Genomic DNA, 18,600 nt, shown 5'->3' with positions numbered 1-18,600 from the left:
CCGGTTCAACGGTAGATATGCCGTTCATCGGGAAAATTGCGGCTTTTCACATCTTCTGCATAAGCCTTTACCGCCTCATCAATGGCTGCGCCAACAGCGCCATATTGACGAACAAATTTTGCAGGCTTCTCGTTCAGACCCAGCATATCTTCCAGCACCAGAATTTGCCCGTCACATGCCGCTGATGCGCCGATACCGATAGTCGGCACATTAACCTGTGCCGTAATCTCCCGCGCCAGCGGCTCAACAATGCCTTCCAGCACAATGCCGAAAGCGCCGGCATCGGCAACCGCCTGCGCATCTTGCCGCAGCAAATCCCGCAGCGCCTGATCACGCCCCTGCACCTTATAGCCGCCCATCACATGCACAGCCTGCGGCGTGAGGCCAATATGCGCCAGCACCGGAATGCCGCGCTTGGTCAAGAAGCTGATCGTCTCAGCCATTTGCACGCCGCCCTCAAGCTTGACCGCACCGCAGCCGGTTTGCGCCATAATGCGTGCGGCATTACGAAAAGCAACCTGCGGGCTCTCCTCATAGGAGCCGAAAGGCATATCCACCACAACCAGAGCACGCGATGAGCCACGCATCACCGCCTGCCCATGCATAATCATCATTTCCAGAGTTACGCCGATGGTTGATTCCATGCCATGCATCACCATGCCGACACTATCACCCACCAGCATAAAATCCGTATAGCGGTCAACAATTGCAGCCGTGTGGGCATGATAGGCTGTGAGGGATACCAGCGGCACACCACCTTTACGGGCGCGGATTTCCGGCACTGTCATGCGGCGAATTTCTTTTTGAACACTCATGCTTTTCTCCTCAGGCCTTTCCCGCCTGCCCTCTTTGCTCTCTGTGCGTTAAAGGCGCAGCACATGCTGATCAATCAGGCGGGTGTTGCCAAAACGCACAGTAAGCAACAGCACAGCCGGCGCGGTGAGTTGCTCCGCAATTTCAGCCAGTGTTTCAGCATCACGAATATCTACCGCCTCAATTTGCCCGCGCGGTTCCTGCTGCAATTTATTAATCACAGCCTCGCGCAATGCAAAAACCGAACGCTCACCCTGATTGACCAAAACTTGCGCCAATTGCAGCGCCTGCGACAGAATAACCGCAGCAGCGCGGTCTTGCGCACTCAAAAGCGTGTTGCGTGATGAGCAGGCAAGCCCGTCAGCCTCACGCACGGTTGGCACACCGATCACCTCCACCGGCTGATTGAGATCTGCCACCATGCGTTTAATAACGGCCAGTTGCTGATAATCTTTCTCGCCGAAATAGGCTTTATCCGGTTGCACAATGTTGAACAATTTGCTCACCACTGTTGCCACACCACGAAAATGATGCGGGCGCAATCGTCCCATCAGGATGGAAGAAAGCTCTCCCGCATCCACATAAGCGGAGGTTTTACCGTTGCCATCGGGATACATCTCATCCACATCGGGCGCAAAAACATAATCACAGCCCTGCTGTTCCAGCAATTGCAGATCGCGGGGCAGATCACGCGGATATTGCGCCAGGTCTTCATTGGGTGCAAACTGCGTGGGGTTGACAAAAATCGACACCACAGACACGTCACATTGCTGCTGGCTTTTTTTAACCAATGTGAGATGACCAATATGCAAATAACCCATTGTCGGCACAAAGCCAATGCTCCTGCCGCTTATGCGTTCGGCGCGCAGCGCCGCACGTAAATCTGCAATCCTGCTTATCAGTTGCATAGGTTCACTTCCTGATCATCATGGCAGCTATGCCTAATCATTCAGACAACAATATCCAGCCCAACATCCAGAGTTGGTGCAGACATCGTGATTTTTGATGTTGAAATATAGTCAACCCCACTCTCGGCCACAGCCTTTACCGTATCGAAATTAATATTGCCTGATGCCTCAAGTTTTGCACGTCCGGCATTAATTTCCACTGCTTTAACAAGCATTTGCGGCGGCATATTATCAAGAAGAATCACATCAGCCTGCACGCAAAGGGCTTCCTTCATCTGCTCAAGCGTATCAACCTCAACCTCGATCTTCACCAGATGGCCGACAAAGCCGCGCGCAGCCTCAACAGCCTGTTTAACCCCGCCTGCAACAGCAATATGATTATCTTTGATCAGCACCGCATCATCCAGCCCGAAACGGTGATTGGCACCGCCGCCGCATCGCACCGCATATTTGGCAAAGGCGCGCATGCCCGGCATGGTTTTGCGCGTATCGCAAATTTTTGCCCGCGTATGGGCAATCTTATCAGCAAAACGGGCTGTATAAGTGGCAATGCCGGATAAAACCATAAGATAATTAAGTGCCACACGCTCAGCCGAAAGAATGGCACGCGCATTGCCGCTGATACGGGCAATCTCCTGCCCCTTTTTAATGCGGGTTGCATCTGCAACCATAATTGCAACATCCAGAGACGGATCAATCTGTGTGAAAGCAGTGCGCACAAAATCCAGACCGGCAAGCACACCGTCCTCACGGCTGCTCAAAACTGCTATTGCCTGTTTATCCGGAGCAATTGTGGCATGGCTGGTCATATCACCTGCGCGCCCCAGATCTTCAAGCAGCGCATGGCGCACAGCCTCTTCAACCAGCGGGCGCGGCAGAACAGAAGGATAAACAGTTTTCATCAGGCAGTTTCCGCTAAAAAATTATATGTGTGTCTGGCATCTTCCAGTGTCATCATCGAGCGATGCTGCCAGATGACTGAGCTTTCAGGATAATCGCTGCGATAATGCCCGCCACGGCTTTCTTTGCGTGCAAGGGCAGACACAGCAAGTACTTCCGCAGTGGCAAGACAATTGGCAAAAACCGGATTATCATTATGCCGTGCCAGCTGCCGGATCTGTTGCAGCCCCTGCAACATCTGATCCTGCCTGCGTATAACGCCAAAACTGCGGCTCATAACAGAGCGCAATTGCTGCATTGCGGCTGTATAATCCGGCCGGCTCCGCACCTTGCAAAGCATTATATCAGGTTGTGACACAGATGTGCCCTGCGGCAATTGCCTGATCGCATCAGCCACCCGTGCGGCAAATACCACGGCCTCAAGCAAGGAGTTTGACGCCAGCCGATTGGCGCCATGCGCGCCGGTGGATGCCGCCTCGCCGCAAGCCCACAGGCCATTAACCGTTGTGCGGCCATCCATATCGGTCAAAATACCCCCCATAAAATAATGCGCTGCCGGCACAACGGGGATGAGATCATATGCCGGATCAATACCGGCGGCCTGACAATAGGCATAAACTGTCGGGAACTCCTGCGCAAAATTCTTGCCAATTGCCCTTGTGCAATCAAGATAGGCGCCGCGCCCGCTCATAACCTCTTCATAAATACCGCGCGCCACCACATCACGCGGCGCCATTTCGGCGGCAGGATCATGACGCAGCATAAAACGTTCACCGGCCTTATTGACAAGATGTGCGCCGTGGCCGCGCAAAGCTTCAGTTGCCAATGGCGCCGGATCGGCTTTTACATCCAATGCTGTCGGGTGAAACTGCACAAATTCCATATCCGCCAGAAGCGCGCCGGCTTGCGCCGCCATACCAATACCGGATCCGCTGGCCTCAGCCGGATTGGTTGTGACCTGATAGAGATGGCCAATACCGCCAGTGGCAATCACCACATGACGGGCAGGCAAAATCTGATCCCGGCCATCCGCATGGCGGATGATAAGCCCGTTGACAGTATTGGCATCCGCTAACAGCTGATAGGCGCAGGCATTTTCAATCAATGTTACAGATGGGGTTTGCCGCACTTTGGCAACCAGCGCCTGCATAATAGCCCGCCCTGCCATATCACCGCGCACCCGCACAATACGGTTATGGCTGTGTGCGGCCTCACGCGAGACCTGCAACCGGCCGGCCAGATCGCGGTCAAACGGCACGCCAAGCTGCAAAAGATCATGCACACGGGCTGAGGCGGATGACGCCATCATGCGGATAATATCCTCATCCACAATACCATCACCGGCCATCAGCGTATCCCGCACATGGTTTTCCACCGTATCGTCAGATGACACAGCGGCAGCAATACCGGCCTGCGCCCATGCAGAGGATGCCCCCTGCCCGACGGGCGCCGCCGCAATCACCGTTACCGGTAAAGGCTGAAGTTGCAGAGCGCAAAAAAGCCCTGCCAGCCCGCCGCCGACAATAATAATCCGGTCGGGTTTTGTGCTCATCATCATGCCGTCAGTTTTTGAGGTTGATCATGCGTTCCACCGCCTGCCGTGCTTTGGCAGCCACAGTGGCATCCACCAAAATTTCACCGCTCATATTCACCAGCGTATCAAGAATTTTCGGCAGGGTAATACGCTTCATATGCGGGCAGAGATTGCAGGGTTTGACAAATTCAACCTCCGGCACTTCTGCTGCAATATTGGCGGCCATTGAGCATTCTGTCACCAACATCACCTTGGCTGGACGATTGTCACGCACATAATCAATCATACCCTTGGTGGAGCCGGCAAAGTCAGCCACAGCCACCACTTCCGGCGGGCACTCCGGATGGGCAATGATGCGGATTGCCGGATCACCGGCGCGATAGGCCAGCAACTCATCCGCTGTAAAGCGCTCATGCACCTCGCACCGGCCTTTCCATGTCAGCACTTTAACAGAGGTTTGCGCTGCCACATTCTGCGCCAGAAATTCATCGGGAATGCAAAGCACACGATCTGCGCCAAAACTCTCCACCACCTGCACGGCATTGGCGGAGGTGCAGCAAATATCGCTCTCGGCCTTCACCTCGGCGGAGGTGTTGACATAGGTCACAATCGGCACGCCCGGATAGGTCTCACGCAGCAGGCGCACATCAGCACCGGTGATGGATTCAGCCAGCGAACAGCCCGCCTTCATATCCGGCATCAATACTGTTTTTTCGGGGCTGAGCAGTTTTGAGGTCTCAGCCATGAAATGCACGCCGCATTGCACAATAATATCAGCATCAACACGGGCAGCCTCCCGCGCCAGTTGCAGGCTGTCGCCGACAATATCCGCAACACAATGAAAAATTTCCGGTGTCTGATAATTATGGGCGAGGATAACCGCATTGCGCTGTTTTTTGATACGGTTAATCGCTGCCACATAAGGTGCATAGGCAGGCCATTCAATGCGCGGAATATGATGCGCCACGCGCTGATAGAGATGCTCGGTCTCCGCTGCAATCTGCGGCGTATATTCCAGAGACGGCATTTCCAGAATGCCAAAACGCTCTGCCGCGCTGCGGATTTCCCCCGCATTCAAATTATCCCCGCTGGTAGCTATTGTCATTTTGCGCCTCATAAAGCAGCGGCAAAGCTGCCCTCTCCTCTTCCCTGAAACTGCTTGTCCTTATTTATACTCAAACAGAGCATAAAGAACCTGTAAAAAATAAAGCAGTTGAACCGTGGCGCGAATCTTTAATTCCTTTACGGTTTTATGACAAGAAATTATTTTGCTCAAACAGAGCAAAATTAATCTGCGTGATATAATATCCGATGAGGATCGGAAAGCTGATAGTTTATGATAAGACTTTAAAATCAATAATTAAGCTCTATGAAAAAAGCATTTTTTATCAAAGGTCTTTCAAGCGGAGAAAAAATATTGTAATCGCTATTACACAATATTTTTATCGGCATATCCGCTGAAAGTACGTACAGCATGTCATCACCACAGCAAAATTATCGCAGTCCTTCCATGCCATGGCTGATCATCATTGCAGGCTGCCTCATCACCTTTCTCACCTTCGGCCCCCGCTCGGCAATGGGTTTTTTTCAACTGCCCATGATCGGTGACAAGGGCTGGGATCGCAGCACTTTCGGCCTGGCAATGGCTTTGCAAAACCTGTTCTGGGGCGCAGGCCAGCCGCTGTTTGGCATTATTGCCGATAAATACGGCTCATGGCGGGTGCTTTTGATGTCGGGCTTGTTTTATGCCGCAGGCCTGTTGCTGATGGCTTATGCCGATACCCCGCTTGCCCTGCATATCGGCGGCGGCGTGCTGGTTGGCCTTGGTGTTGCCGCCGGCTCTTACGGCATTGTGCTCTCTGCCTTTGCACGCCATGTCAGCGCACAGCAACGCAGCCTTGTTTTTGGCCTTGGCACGGCAGCCGGTTCTGCCGGAATGTTTGCCTTTGCGCCGGTCTCGCTGGGCTTGATTGAGCGGTTTGGCTGGTCAGATGCTCTGGTCTGGCTTAGCGCCGCCATGCTTTTGGTGCCGCTGCTTGCCATTCCGCTGCGCGGCAATGCGGCCAATGCCAGCCTGCCGGATACCCATAGCACGCAAACAGTTTTTGAGGCGCTTAAAGAAGCCCTGAGCCATAAAAGCTATTTGTTTCTCACTGCCGGTTTTTTTGTCTGCGGCTTTCAGGTTGCTTTTATCACCACGCATTTTCCTGCCTATATTTCCGATATCGGCGTGGATAAACATTATGCGGTCTGGGGATTGGCGCTGATCGGCTTTTTCAATATTATCGGCTCGCTCGGTTCCGGCATTCTTGGTCAGACCAGTTCCAAGCCCAAAATGCTGGCGCTGATCTATTTTCTGCGCTCAATTTTGGTTGCCGGCTTTATCCTGCTGCCGCAATCAGGCACCAGCGTGCTGATTTTTTCAGCTATTATGGGCTTGCTATGGCTCTCTACTGTTCCGCCAACCAATGGTCTTGTTGCCACCATGTTTGGCACCCGCCATCTGGGAATGCTCGGCGGCATGGTGTTTTTCTCGCATCAGATCGGCTCATTCATCGGCGTCTGGCTCGGCGGCACACTCTATCAGCTTTATAACAGCTATGATGCAGTGTGGTGGCTGAGCATCATACTTGGCCTGTTTGCGGCTCTTATCCACTTGCCAATCCGTGAGGTTGCAGTGCAGCGCCCTGCACTGGCCGCAGCATGATTTTAAAATTCAGGAAACAGCGCGGCTCAGAGCCGCGATAAAGCCGGAGCGCGCCTCCGGCTGCCCCAGCCCGCGCGGCTCCCAGACATGGCGGGCAAAGAAAAAACCTGTCAGCCGGAAAGCCGCATATATATCATCCAAATTTTCCGCCCGCAGCCGTGTATTGCGCACAAATTGCGGCATTGGCAGCAATCTGTCTGCCCATGGCGCACCGGCAGAGCGGCTGACAGCGCGGCCGCTCTTGGGAGAAACATAAATAAGATCCTCTGTTGCGCCGGTGGCCGCACAGCTTTTAAGGTCAAGGCCAAAGCCCAGTTCTTCCAGCAATATCAGCTCAAAACGCAGCACCAGCTCCCCTGCAGAAAAGGGAGCATCGCAATGCTCAAGCAAAAGCTGCAAGGTTTCATAAAGACTTTCATGCGGGTCACGCTCCGGCAACAGCCGCAAATGAGCAGCCGCCAGCTGGATACCAAACAGCGCCACCGGAAGATCAATCAACCGTGCGGCAGAAAAATTTAATGGCTCAATCTGATAGGAGCCCAGATGCTCATCAAGACGCGCCCACCAGTGCAAGGATACATGATTGCCAACCTGAAGCATCGGCTGCATGCGTTTGGAGCGTCCGCCGCGCACCACCCCCAGATGGCGGCCATGGGCGCGGGTCATTACCTCCACAATGGCACTGGTCTCGCCATGCCGCCTTGTGCCGAGAATAATGCCCTCGTCACGCCACTCCATAATCTGCTATCCTTCAGGAATTAGGAAATTCCAGCCCCATCTCACGGTAACGCTCAGGATCATTGCCCCAATTATCGCGCACTTTAACAAATAAAAACAGATGCACAGGCTGTTCAAGAATTTCTGAAATTTCCTTGCGTGCAGCCTGACCTATTGCCTTGATTGTCTCGCCCTTTGCTCCAAGCACAATTTTTTTCTGGCTGTCGCGCTCCACATATATCACCTGCTCAATGCGCACCGATCCGTCCTTGCGCTCTTCCCATTTTTCGGTTTCCACCGTTGAGGAATAAGGCAGCTCCTCATGCAGGCGCAGATAAAGCTTCTCACGGGTCACTTCCGCAGCCAGCTGGCGCATTGGCATATCGGATATCTGATCTTCAGGATAATACCACGGACCATAAGGCATTCTGCCAACCAGATATTTCAACAAATCCCCGCAACCTGAGCCCGTCAGCGCCGAGATCATGAATGTGCTGTCAAACTTGACTTTCTCATTGGCTTTTTGCGCCAGATCAAGCAATTTTGGCGGATCAACACGATCAACCTTGTTAAGGATCAGCACTTTAGGCTGGCGGATATTTTCAAGGCCGGCCAGCAAGGTTGCTGCCTGCTCATTCAATCCGCCCTGTGCATCAAGCAAAATCAGCAGCACATCCGCATCACGCGCACCGCCCCAGGCCGTTGTAACCATGGCGCGGTCAAGGCGGCGCTTCGGCTTGAAAATGCCCGGCGTATCCACCAGCACGATCTGGGTCTGATCCTCGGTGACGATACCGCGCACCAAGGCGCGGGTTGTTTGCACTTTATGCGTCACAATTGAAACCTTGGTGCCGACAAGGCGGTTCACCAAGGTGGATTTTCCTGCATTCGGCGCACCAATCAACGCCACAAAACCTGAACGGGTTTGCGCATCTGCACCTGTGGCCTTATCACCCTGCGGATGGTTTATCTCTGTCATTTTTATCTCTTTTTAAGCAGATGCTGTATCAAAAGCCTGCATCAATCAGGCTTTCCTATCCGGTGAACCGTTATTTCTGCCACACACCTTCACGGCACAGCATGATTTCCGCCGCATTTTGCTCGGCAATCCGCTTGGAGCGGCCTGTGCCCCTGGCCGGCTGAAATCCGTCTATCACCACCTCAACCACAAAAACAGGCTCATGATCGGGGCCTGAGCGGCTGATAATAGTATAGATAGGCTGCAATTTACCCTGTTGTTTGCCCTGTTGATGCGCCCATTCCTGCAATTCTGTTTTGGCATCGCGGCGTGCCGCATCGCTCACCATAGAGCGGGGCTGCCAATATTTAAGCACAAATCCGCGTGCCGCTTCCAGCCCGCCATCCAGATAAATTGTAGCAATCAGCGCCTCAATCACATCGGCTCGCACATTAAGCAGGCGCTTGTCATTCAGGCTTTTAATATCTGACCCGGTCTCAATCAAATCGCCAAGCCCGATTTCATCGGCAACAGAGGCGCAACCTTCTGCACTGACCAGCGCGTTAAGACGCACCGATAACTCACCTTCCGGCGCATCAGGGAAAGCAGAAAACAGCATTTCAGCCACAATCAGCCCGAGCACCCTGTCACCCAGAAATTCCAGCCGCTCATAATTCGCCCCCGATTGCGGGCGCGCGCTTGAATGCGTCAAAGCCCGCGCAAGACGCGCATGATCAATAAAAATATGGCCGGTTTTTTCCTGCAATATTTTTATGCGCTGCTGCTCAGAAACCATTGGCAAGCTCCCGACCAGCAGCATTTACAGCGTTCAGATCAGTCAAAACACACATCAATTATTTGTTGCTACAGCAGATTTAGGATTTTCCGTGGCGCCTACCCAATCAAACAGGCGGTTGAAACGCAGATGCTCCGGCCAGCGCCAGATTTCCAGCGGACTGTATTTGCCGGAAATCGAGAAGAAAATCACATTGGCACGGCCTACCAGATTTTCATAAGGCACATAGCCCACCGAAAAACGGCTATCGAGTGAATTATCGCGATTATCCCCCATCATAAAATAATGCCCGGCAGGCACCTCAAACACACGGGTATTATCGCCAACACCATTGGGCACCAGATCAAGCGTATCATAGGAAATGCCGTTTGGCAGGGTTTCGCGATAAACTTCAACCGGACGGTTCTGCTCTGTTACATCCGGATTATTGATTTCGCCCACCTTTTCGCGCTTGACCGCAACATCATTGATATAGAGCACGCCATCACGCATCTGGATACGATCCCCCGGCAAGCCGACAACGCGTTTGATATAATCAATGCTGGTATCACTTGGCAGTTTAAACACGACCACATCGCCGCGTTTTGGCTCTGCGCCCCAGATGCGGCCTTCAAACAGATCCGGCGAGAGGGGAAGCGAATATTTCGAATAGCCATAGGCATATTTGGAAACAAACAGATAATCACCCTCAAGAAGGGTTGGGCGCATGGAGCCCGACGGAATACTGAAAGGCTGAAACAATAAGGTGCGGATGACCAGTGCCAGCAATAATGCCTGCACAATGATACTGACGAGTTCGCCGACACCGCCTGATTTTTTAACTTCGCTTTTGCTGGACAAGCTGATTTTTCTCCGCTTTCGTGCGCGTTTTATCATGCAACTCTTAACGCCTCAAAAGCCATGAAGCAATCAAGAACTCGCAGACAATGATCTGCTATCCCTGCAATGATGCAGAAAACCCGCAACTATGCCGGTTTTTAAACAGAAACCGGCATACCGGCTCTTGCTTTTGCACCCCGCATTTCATGACTTAAAAGACGAGCCGTTTTGATCCTGAAACTTGTTCAAATTATTACATCGAAACACAATTTGTGCCTGCTGCCGGGCAATCCGGCCTTGAGGCGGGAAGAGAATACAAAAAACGGAAGCACATAAAGCATGACACACTCCCCGGAAATCCGTTTATTCACGCTGCAGGATAAAGCCGCATGGCTGCCTTTATGGAAGGGTTATCAGGCGTTTTACAAGACAGAAATTGCCGGTCATGTCAGCGATGTGACCTGGAAAAGGATATTGGATGAAAATGAGCCGGTGAACGGCGCTTTCGCCCTGATTGACGGACAAGCCGCAGGCTTTGTCCATTATATTTATCACCGCACCACATGGACGACCGGCCAATATTGCTATTTGCAGGATCTTTATGTCAGCCCTGCCATGCGCGGCAAAGGCCTTGGCCGCGCATTGATCGGGCATGTTTATAAAGCAGCCAAAGCACAGAAATGCTCACGCGTTTACTGGCTGACACATGAAACCAATCATGATGCCATGCAGCTCTATGACCGTATCGCAGATAAAACCGGCTTTGTGCAATATCGCAAATTGCTCTAGCCTTGCCGTTTGATCTGCTGTCAGGCCGGCACAGCCTCGATAATGACAAAGGCCTGCGCCAGCGGATAATCATCGGTAATGCTTAAATGAATAACAGCCTGCATACCTGCAGGCAGCATGGATTGCACGCGCGCGGCAGCGCCGTTGGTTAGCTGCATGGCCGGCTTGCCGGAAGGCAGATTGACCACCTCCATATCCCGCCAGAACACTCCTTGAGACAAGCCGGTGCCAAGCGCCTTTGAACAGGCCTCCTTGGCAGCAAAACGCTTGGCATAAGTTGCCGCTTTAAGCTTGCGGCTTTCGGCCTTGGCGCGTTCTTTTTCTGTAAAAACCCGTTCGGTAAAGCGACTGCCATGGCGGGCCAGCGTTTTTTCAATACGGCGGATATCTATCAGGTCACTGCCGATGCCGATAATCATAATTCCCCGCCTTTATTTGATTTGCACTTTTCTCATGCTGATACGCTGCAAGCGTCTGTGGCGGTAATTCATTGTTGCCCAACGTGTCACAACATAGACAGCCAGCGCGCATCCAAGCCCCATAACAAGAGAGCCAAGCAGCATCGGCTTGAGAACCGGCTGCCACAGCTCGGTAAAACTCATCTGGCGCAACACTTCACTCTCAAGCAGGCCGGTCAGCGGCACAGGCTTAACATGCGCATGTTTTTCCACAAGCATGCGCCCCAGCTCGTAGGTGCCGCCCCAGATAAAAGGAATGGTCAGCGGATTAGCAAGTGCTGTGCCGATGGCCGCAGCCGCAATATTGCCGGCGATAAGATAAGCCAGCACCACCGCCAAAATGAGATGAAAACCAAAAAATGGCGTGAAAGCTGCAAAAACACCCACAGCCAACCCCGCCGCCACAGCATGAGGGCTTGCTGTAATGCGGGTAATCCGCTTGCCCATATAGCGCAGCGAGCGCGAAAAAGAACGGCGCGGCCAGATCATTGTACGAAGGCGCTCCCTGAAGCTCAAGGGTTCTCTGCGTCTGAACAACATTACTCTACTGTCACCATCCTGATCTCAATCATATCTTGCCTATGTTGCCTGCCATTTATCCGGCCATCTTTTCATTATATTAACAGACTGCCGGAATACCGGCAGGCTGAAAGGCAGTACAAAACCGCTTCATAAGCATAATTTGCCCATGAAGCTATCATCATAATACAGAATTAAGGTTTTTTTAACAGTTTGAATAGCCGCAGCCATTTATGCGACATTATTCATAAAACCGGAAACAAGAAGCATCGCACTGATCTCCGCGCCCCCGTGAAGATCAGGCGATGCTCTTTCAAGGCAGATTTATGTTGAAGCTTACCCCTTCAACCCCGCTCTGCCTGCTTCGCAACAAACTGCACCCAAACACAGTTCTGCGAAGATTTCACCGCCGCCAATGCTCTGGCGGCAGATATCATATAGCCATGCTGAAACTATGTGCCGTTTCCCTGCGGAATTCATCAAACACCGCAGCCACCAGCCGCACCAGCGTCTTATGCTGCGGCACCATGGCAATCACCCCGTCCTGCACGGTTACAATGCCATCGGCCGTCAAAGGGCGCAGCAATGCCAGTTCATCAGAAAACTGTGCCGCTGGTGCAAATTCATTCAAATCAACACTGAAATCACACATCAGCTTTTCAATAATCCGCGCCCGCAAGCGATCTGAATCATTGAAAGCATAGCCGCGCATAACCGGCGCATGGCCTTCTGCAACATGTGCCCCATATTGACGAATATCCGCAATATTCTGCGTATAACCTTCCCGAAACTGGGAAATTGAAGAAGCACCGAAACCAAGCAAAGTCGGGCAGTCATCATCAGTATAGCCCTGAAAATTACGCCGCAGTCTGCCATTGCGGGCAGCCACAGCCAGAGTATCCTGCGGCAGGGCATAATGGTCGATCCCGACCGGCTCATAGCCCATCGCCAGAAAGGCCTCGCCAACACTATGCGCCTGTTCAAAACGGGCATCGGCATCGGGCAATGTTGCCGGATCAATCAGCTTTTGATTGGCGCGCCGTGCAGGCAAATGCGCATAGCCATAACAGGCAATGCGGCTTGGCCGAAACATGCCCACACGCTCACATGTCTCGCGCAAGCTTTCTGCTGTTTGCAAAGGCAAACCATAGATAAGATCAAAATTCAGGCTGGTAATGCCCGCCTGCCACAGCGCATTAACCGTTGCCTCCACCTGTTCAACCGGTTGTATGCGCCCGATCGCCGCCTGCACTGCCGGATTAAAATCCTGCACACCAAGGCTTGCACGGTTTACCCCAATCCGCGCCAGATCCCGGGCCAGTTTTTTATCCACCTTGCGCGGATCAAGCTCAATGGCATGTTCCATATTATCGGAAAAATCGAAATATTCGCGTAAAACCTGCGTTACACGCGCCAGCCCCTCACCGCCCAGAATGCTCGGCGTGCCGCCGCCCCAATGCAGATGCACAGCTTGCGGCCGCTCTGTAAGATATTGACCGGCCTGCCGGATCTCCCGGATCAGCGTATCAGCATAATCCTCAATCACTGTATCGCGACGGGCAATCTTGGCATGACAGCCGCAATAATAGCAAAGGTCACGGCAATAAGGCACGTGAAGATAAAGTGAGACTGCCTCCCCCTGCCGCAGCCGCCGCAACCACGCTTCATACTGTTCCCGTCCGACTGCCGCGGTAAAATCTGCAGCGGTCGGATAGGATGTGTAGCGGGGTACGGCAAGAGATGCATAATGTCTTGCCGCAACCTCTGTCATATCTGTTGTCCTTTTCCGCTATCCTGAAGACTTACATCTTTTTGTGCCTGAGACGCCGGCGCCTTGGCGCGCACCAGCATGTCGTTGCGCAATTCAAGCCACATGGCATTGAAAATTGCGAAGGAACAGGCAAGTCCCAATCCGAGAATCCAGGAAAAGTACCACATTCTAACGTTCCTTTTTCTTTTATTTTCAAATAATTAATAAGCATTTGGCGTTTTACCGACACTCTCTTTGGTGATCGGACCGCGCATCACGCTGTAGACCCAGCCCGTATAGGCAAGGATCAGGGGCATGAAGATCACAGTTGCAATCAGCATGATAAACAGGGTCAGATGGCTTGAAGATGCATCCCAAACGGTCAGGCTGGCATCCGGCATGATCGAGCTTGGCAGCAAGAACGGGAACAGGGAAACCCCGGCTGTGCTGATAATGCCGAAAATACCAAGGCTGCTGCACAGGAAAGCCAGCGTGCCCTTGCGGCAATGCATGGCCACAAAGCTCAGCGCCATACCGGCAAGGCCAAGAACCGGCGCCACAATCATCCAGCTGTGTTTGCTGTAATTTTCAAGCCAGGCGCCGGATGCGGTGGTAACGCTTTTCAACACCGGATTGGACGGGCCTGCGGTATCCTGAACGGATGTGACCACATATCCGTCAATACCATAGGCAAGCCAGATACCCGCCAAGCCAAACAGCACCACACTGATAAGGGCAGATATTTTGCCAAAACTGCGCGCACGCTCACCAACCGCACCCGGAACACGGGCAACAATAACCGTTGCCCCATGCGCAGCCAGCATAAACAGGCTGACCAGACCGCAAAGCAGTGCAAAAGGTGTCAGCAAGCCAAAGAAATTGCCGTCATAATAAATGCGCATCACATCATCAAAACGAAACGGCACGCCAAGCAGCACATTGCCCACGGCAACGCCGAAGATCAGCGCCGGCACAAAACCGCCAATAAACAAAGCCCAGTCCCAGGTGGAGCGCCATTTGGTGTTTTCCACCTTGCTGCGGAATTTAAAGCCGACAGGACGCAAGATCAGCGCCAGCAAAATGGCAATCATTGCCAGATAAAAACCAGAGAAAGACACGGCATAAAGTGCAGGCCATGCGGCAAAAATCGCACCACCGCCAAGGATCAGCCAAACCTGATTGCCTTCCCATGTCGGGCCAATCAGGTTGATAAGCATCCGCCGCTCTTCATCTGTGCGGGCTGCGAAAGGCAACAGTGCCGCAACACCAAGATCAAAGCCGTCCATGATAGCAAAACCGATCAGCAAAATGCCAAGCAGCAGCCACCAGATCAGGCGCATTGTTTCATAATCCAACGGAATATTCATCATTCTTCTGTTTCCTTCGCCCGATTAACCGTTATTGTGCGCCAGTGCTGCCGGCGCCAGATCAAGATCCGGACGCGCCGGTTCTTTCGGACCTGCCTTGACGGTACGCACCATCAGCCAGATCATGATCACCAGCAAAGCGGTATAGACAGTGAGGAAGAAACCAAGACTGATCGTCAAATCAGCCATGCTCAGATTGGAAGCCGCATAGAATGTCGGCAATACGCCTTCAATCGCCCAGGGCTGCCGGCCATATTCTGCCACGATCCAACCGGCCTCAATGGCAATCCACGGCAAAGGCAGCGAGAAAGCAGCGATTTTAAGCAAGATGCGATTGGTCTTTTCGTTGATGCGCTGCATGCTCGAAAGTACAAAGGCAACGGCAAAGAAAGCAATAAAGTAAAAGCCCAGTGCCACCATGATGCGGAAAGACCAGAACAAGGTGCCAACGCTCGGGATTGTATCTTCAGCGGCCTTGCGGATTTCTTGCGGCGTTGCATTGCGGATATCTTCACGATAGCGTTTTAAAAGCAGGCCGTAGCCAAGGTCTTCCCAGTTATTTTTAAATGCTTCACGGGCTTGCGCATCCTGCGGATTGGCGCGAATGCGATCCAGCTCCTCAGCGGCCCTGATACCGTTTTCAATGCGCTTTTCAGCCAAATCAACCAGCTCATGAATGCCCGGCAGTTCTGTATTGAGGCTGCGCGTGGTAATCAGACCCAGCACATAGGGAATGCGGATTTCATAGCTGTTTTTGCCATCACCCGGAATTGCAAACAGGTTGAAACCGGCAGGTGCAGGCTCTGTTTCCCACATGGCTTCCATGGCGGCGATTTTCATCTTCTGATGTTCGGTTGCGATATAACCGCTCTCATCCCCCAACACCACAACAGACAATGCAGCAGCAAGGCCGAATGAGGCCGCAACAGCAACAGAGCGGCGCGCCATTTCCACATATTTGCCGCGTAATAAATAGATGCTGCTGATGGCAATAATAAACATTGCGCCCGTTACATAACCGGCACTGACCGTGTGAACAAATTTTGCCTGTGCCACAGGATTGAACAGCACGGCCGTAAAATCCGTAACTTCCATGCGCATCGTATCGGGATTGAAAGTTGAGCCCACCGGATTTTGCATCCAGCCATTGGCGATCAAAATCCACAATGCCGAGAAATTTGCGCCAAGGCCGGTCAGCCAGGTTACAATAAGATGCCCCACTTTGGACATGCGCTCCCAGCCAAAGAAGAACAGGCCGATAAAAGTCGCTTCAAGGAAGAAGGCCATCAGCCCTTCAATAGCCAGAGGCGCGCCAAAAATATCGCCCACATAATGGCTGTAATAGCTCCAGTTCATGCCGAACTGAAATTCCATCACAATCCCGGTGGCAACACCCACTGCAAAATTGATGCCAAAGAGAACACCCCAAAACATGGTCATGCGGCGCCAGATATCGCGCCCCGTCATTACATAGACGGTTTCCATAATTGCCATAAGCAAAGACAAGCCAAGAGTCAGGGGAACAAAGATAAAATGGTACATAGCTGTTGCAGCGAACTGCAATCTTGATAAATCAACGACAGTAAAGTCAATCATATTTCCAGCCTTTTATCATAAGGAAAACCGCATTTTTACTTGCATTATTATCTGCGGATTCCCGAGATAAGATTTATTCCATGCTTTTATTCTAAAAGAGTTGCAATAAACGGTTATTCCCTTTGTTCTTTTGAAACCGCACCTCCTGCGGCCTCACCTCCCCGTACAGTTTTATGCAACAGGCCGGAATCAAGCGCATTGATTGTGATCAACGCTTTAAAAAACAAAAACCGGCAGGCAAAACTGCCTGCCGGTCTGCGCATATCATTATGCGTGTCTTTTAAATTAAGCAGATCAGGCAGCTTCAACCCGCCGGTTTGAGAGACAGCCACTGCGTTGCATGACTATTGACAATATTATCCTGCCAGCCCGCCACACGGTTTGATACCAGCGCACGGGAGGCATAGGTTAAAAGCGGGATAACTGCTTGTTCGCGCAATAATATTTTTTCCGCATCTGCCAAAATTGCAGCACGCACAGCTATATCAGCGGTGACCGATGCCTTTTCCAGCAATGCATCATAGGTCTTATTTGACCATTTGCCATAATTGAAATTGCTGCCGGTTTTATAAAGAAAAAGAAAACTCTGCGGGTCTGAATAATCGGCAATCCAGCCATCACGGGCAAGGTCAAATTTCCCGTCATCACGCAAATAATTAAAATAGGTTGTGCCTTCCATTTCATTCAGTTTTGCAGTGATACCGATATTTTTAAGCATATCGGATATGGCCGCCATAACATTCTTGTGGTTTTCTGAAGTATTGTAATAAAGCTGCACTGTCAGAGTGCCGGGCGCAACGCCTGCTTCTTTCAAAAGCGCCTTTGCCTCGTCCTCACGCTCAAAAATGTCCTTATTGGCATAATCCTGTTTGACACCACCCTTGACATAATTATCCACACCAGGCGGCACCATGGAAAACGAAGGCAGCATTGTACCCCGCCATACTTCACGGGCGATAAATTCACGATCAATCACCATAGAAATCGCGCGGCGTACACGCGGGTCTTTCAGCGGGCTGTTTTTCTCTCCCTTAACATCCAGAAAGTAACTGCCAAGCTGGGGCGCAATATGCAGCTGGCTGCCAAATGCCTTGCGCACATAATCCATCTGATCGGCAGACACATCAGAGCAAATCAACACCTCCCGCGCCTCAAACCGGCGCATGCAACTGGCGCGGTTTTCAAAAGGCAGCCAGTTCACCACATCAATCTTCACCTTATCGGCATTATAATAATAAGGATTTTTCTTCATGACGATTTTGTCATTGGGAGTGAAACTGACCAATTGATAAGCGCCATTGCTCACCAGATTGCCGGGGACAGTGAATTTATCTCCGTATTTCTCCACGGATTTACGATGCAGGGGAAGCGCTGTGTTATGGGTCAGCAATTGCAAAAAATATGGCGTTGGCGCTTTCAGGGTAAATTTTAATGTGTGGTCATCAGGCGCCTCAACACCCAGCTGATCCACCGGCAATTTGCCGGCCGCTATAGCCTCGGCATTTTTGATAGGAAATAAAACGCTCACATAAGGCGCTGCTGTTTTGGGGTCAACAATCCGGTGCAGTGCAAAAAGAAAATCCTGCGCGGTAACAAAATCCCCGTTTGACCAGCGCGCATCATCACGCAATTTAAATGTATAAGACTTGTGATCCGGCGAAATCTCCCATGACGTGGCAACAGCCGGAATAATCTTGCCCGCTCCGTTATAGGCCACCAATCCCTGAAACAGGTCAGAAACCAGATTACCCTCCCCGACCGTTACAATCATTTGCGGATCAAGTGAGGACGGATCACCATCATTGCCACGATTGAGAACCGTTTGTGCTGCTGCTAATTGCGAAAACAACATCAAAAAACAGGAAATAAATGCAAGGCGAAACATCATTGCCTCCTAAATTATAAAATTTACGAGGCATAATTTAAGTTAACACTGAAATAAGTAAATACTAACAAAAAAGAGAATACA

Annotated in this window: 18 protein-coding genes; 2 read left to right on the top strand and 16 right to left on the bottom strand. The window is 51.7% G+C overall.

The features are described 5' to 3' along the window. Nucleotides 1-5 precede the first annotated feature (5 nt). The 5 genes from panB to nadA are packed head-to-tail and all read right to left on the bottom strand — an operon-like array spanning nt 6 to nt 5,260. Complete coding sequence (gene panB / locus ACSTTO_RS07445; RefSeq protein ID WP_439272530.1) at nt 6-815, bottom strand: 3-methyl-2-oxobutanoate hydroxymethyltransferase; 810 nt, start codon at nt 813-815, stop codon at nt 6-8. 48 nt (nt 816-863) lie between these two features. Then, on the bottom strand, nt 864-1,721 hold the full coding sequence (gene panC, locus ACSTTO_RS07440; RefSeq protein WP_439272529.1) for a pantoate--beta-alanine ligase: 858 nt from the start codon (nt 1,719-1,721) through the stop codon (nt 864-866). Nucleotides 1,722-1,762: 41 nt separating this feature from the next. Continuing rightward, nucleotides 1,763-2,623, bottom strand: coding sequence for a carboxylating nicotinate-nucleotide diphosphorylase (gene nadC / locus ACSTTO_RS07435; protein WP_439272528.1), 861 nt, complete (start codon nt 2,621-2,623; stop codon nt 1,763-1,765). After that, nucleotides 2,623-4,173 carry an L-aspartate oxidase gene (locus ACSTTO_RS07430; RefSeq protein WP_439272527.1) on the bottom strand — a complete coding sequence of 517 codons (1,551 nt, stop codon included), beginning with the start codon at nt 4,171-4,173 and terminating at the stop codon, nt 2,623-2,625. Before ACSTTO_RS07430 ends, nadC begins: the two co-directional genes overlap by 1 nt. Before the next feature lie 10 nt (nt 4,174-4,183). Beyond that, nucleotides 4,184-5,260, bottom strand: a complete 1,077-nt coding sequence (gene nadA / locus ACSTTO_RS07425) for a quinolinate synthase NadA (protein ID WP_439272526.1) — start codon at nt 5,258-5,260, stop codon at nt 4,184-4,186. 369 nt (nt 5,261-5,629) lie between these two features. Between nadA and ACSTTO_RS07420 the strand changes: the two genes are divergently transcribed. Continuing rightward, on the top strand, nt 5,630-6,862 hold the full coding sequence (locus ACSTTO_RS07420; RefSeq protein WP_439272525.1) for an MFS transporter: 1,233 nt from the start codon (nt 5,630-5,632) through the stop codon (nt 6,860-6,862). 9 nt (nt 6,863-6,871) lie between these two features. On the opposite strand, the gene recO is transcribed toward ACSTTO_RS07420, so the two are convergent. The 4 genes from recO to lepB form a co-directional block, all read right to left on the bottom strand. Beyond that, on the bottom strand, nt 6,872-7,600 hold the full coding sequence (gene recO, locus ACSTTO_RS07415) for a DNA repair protein RecO (protein WP_439272524.1): 729 nt from the start codon (nt 7,598-7,600) through the stop codon (nt 6,872-6,874). A 13-nt stretch (nt 7,601-7,613) separates the two neighbouring features. After that, nucleotides 7,614-8,558, bottom strand: a complete 945-nt coding sequence (gene era / locus ACSTTO_RS07410; RefSeq protein WP_439272523.1) for a GTPase Era — start codon at nt 8,556-8,558, stop codon at nt 7,614-7,616. 70 nt (nt 8,559-8,628) lie between these two features. Continuing rightward, the gene (gene rnc / locus ACSTTO_RS07405) at nt 8,629-9,333 is read right to left on the bottom strand and encodes a ribonuclease III (RefSeq protein WP_439272522.1); all 705 of its coding nucleotides are present in this window, start codon (nt 9,331-9,333) and stop codon (nt 8,629-8,631) included. A gap of 54 nt (nt 9,334-9,387) precedes the next feature. Further along, nucleotides 9,388-10,179, bottom strand: coding sequence for a signal peptidase I (gene lepB / locus ACSTTO_RS07400; protein ID WP_439272835.1), 792 nt, complete (start codon nt 10,177-10,179; stop codon nt 9,388-9,390). 312 nt (nt 10,180-10,491) lie between these two features. On the opposite strand from lepB, the gene ACSTTO_RS07395 reads away from it, so the two are divergent. Further along, on the top strand, nt 10,492-10,941 hold the full coding sequence (locus ACSTTO_RS07395) for a GNAT family N-acetyltransferase (RefSeq protein WP_439272521.1): 450 nt from the start codon (nt 10,492-10,494) through the stop codon (nt 10,939-10,941). 20 nt (nt 10,942-10,961) lie between these two features. On the opposite strand, the gene acpS is transcribed toward ACSTTO_RS07395, so the two are convergent. From acpS to ACSTTO_RS07360, 7 genes are all read right to left on the bottom strand, one after another. After that, complete coding sequence (gene acpS, locus ACSTTO_RS07390; RefSeq protein WP_439272520.1) at nt 10,962-11,360, bottom strand: holo-ACP synthase; 399 nt, start codon at nt 11,358-11,360, stop codon at nt 10,962-10,964. 12 nt (nt 11,361-11,372) lie between these two features. Further along, the gene (locus ACSTTO_RS07385; RefSeq protein WP_439272519.1) at nt 11,373-11,939 is read right to left on the bottom strand and encodes a DUF2062 domain-containing protein; all 567 of its coding nucleotides are present in this window, start codon (nt 11,937-11,939) and stop codon (nt 11,373-11,375) included. Between the two features lie 412 nt (nt 11,940-12,351). After that, on the bottom strand, nt 12,352-13,689 hold the full coding sequence (gene hemN, locus ACSTTO_RS07380; RefSeq protein ID WP_439272518.1) for an oxygen-independent coproporphyrinogen III oxidase: 1,338 nt from the start codon (nt 13,687-13,689) through the stop codon (nt 12,352-12,354). After that, nucleotides 13,686-13,856 carry a cytochrome bd-I oxidase subunit CydX gene (cydX, locus tag ACSTTO_RS07375; protein ID WP_439272517.1) on the bottom strand — a complete coding sequence of 57 codons (171 nt, stop codon included), beginning with the start codon at nt 13,854-13,856 and terminating at the stop codon, nt 13,686-13,688. Before cydX ends, hemN begins: the two co-directional genes overlap by 4 nt. A gap of 33 nt (nt 13,857-13,889) precedes the next feature. Further along, nucleotides 13,890-15,038, bottom strand: coding sequence for a cytochrome d ubiquinol oxidase subunit II (gene cydB / locus ACSTTO_RS07370; RefSeq protein WP_439272516.1), 1,149 nt, complete (start codon nt 15,036-15,038; stop codon nt 13,890-13,892). 21 nt (nt 15,039-15,059) lie between these two features. Further along, a complete protein-coding gene (locus ACSTTO_RS07365; protein ID WP_439272834.1) occupies nt 15,060-16,628 on the bottom strand; it encodes a cytochrome ubiquinol oxidase subunit I in 1,569 nt (522 codons plus the stop codon). A 307-nt stretch (nt 16,629-16,935) separates the two neighbouring features. Continuing rightward, on the bottom strand, nt 16,936-18,519 hold the full coding sequence (locus ACSTTO_RS07360; protein ID WP_439272515.1) for a peptide ABC transporter substrate-binding protein: 1,584 nt from the start codon (nt 18,517-18,519) through the stop codon (nt 16,936-16,938). Nucleotides 18,520-18,600: the final 81 nt, after the last annotated feature.

Origin of the sequence: Pseudochrobactrum albidum, from assembly GCF_051851455.1 — a bacterium.
Lineage (GTDB): Bacteria > Pseudomonadota > Alphaproteobacteria > Rhizobiales > Rhizobiaceae > Pseudochrobactrum.
The sequence above is the reverse complement of the archived record's forward strand: the minus strand, read 5'-3'. Positions and strand labels throughout refer to the sequence as shown.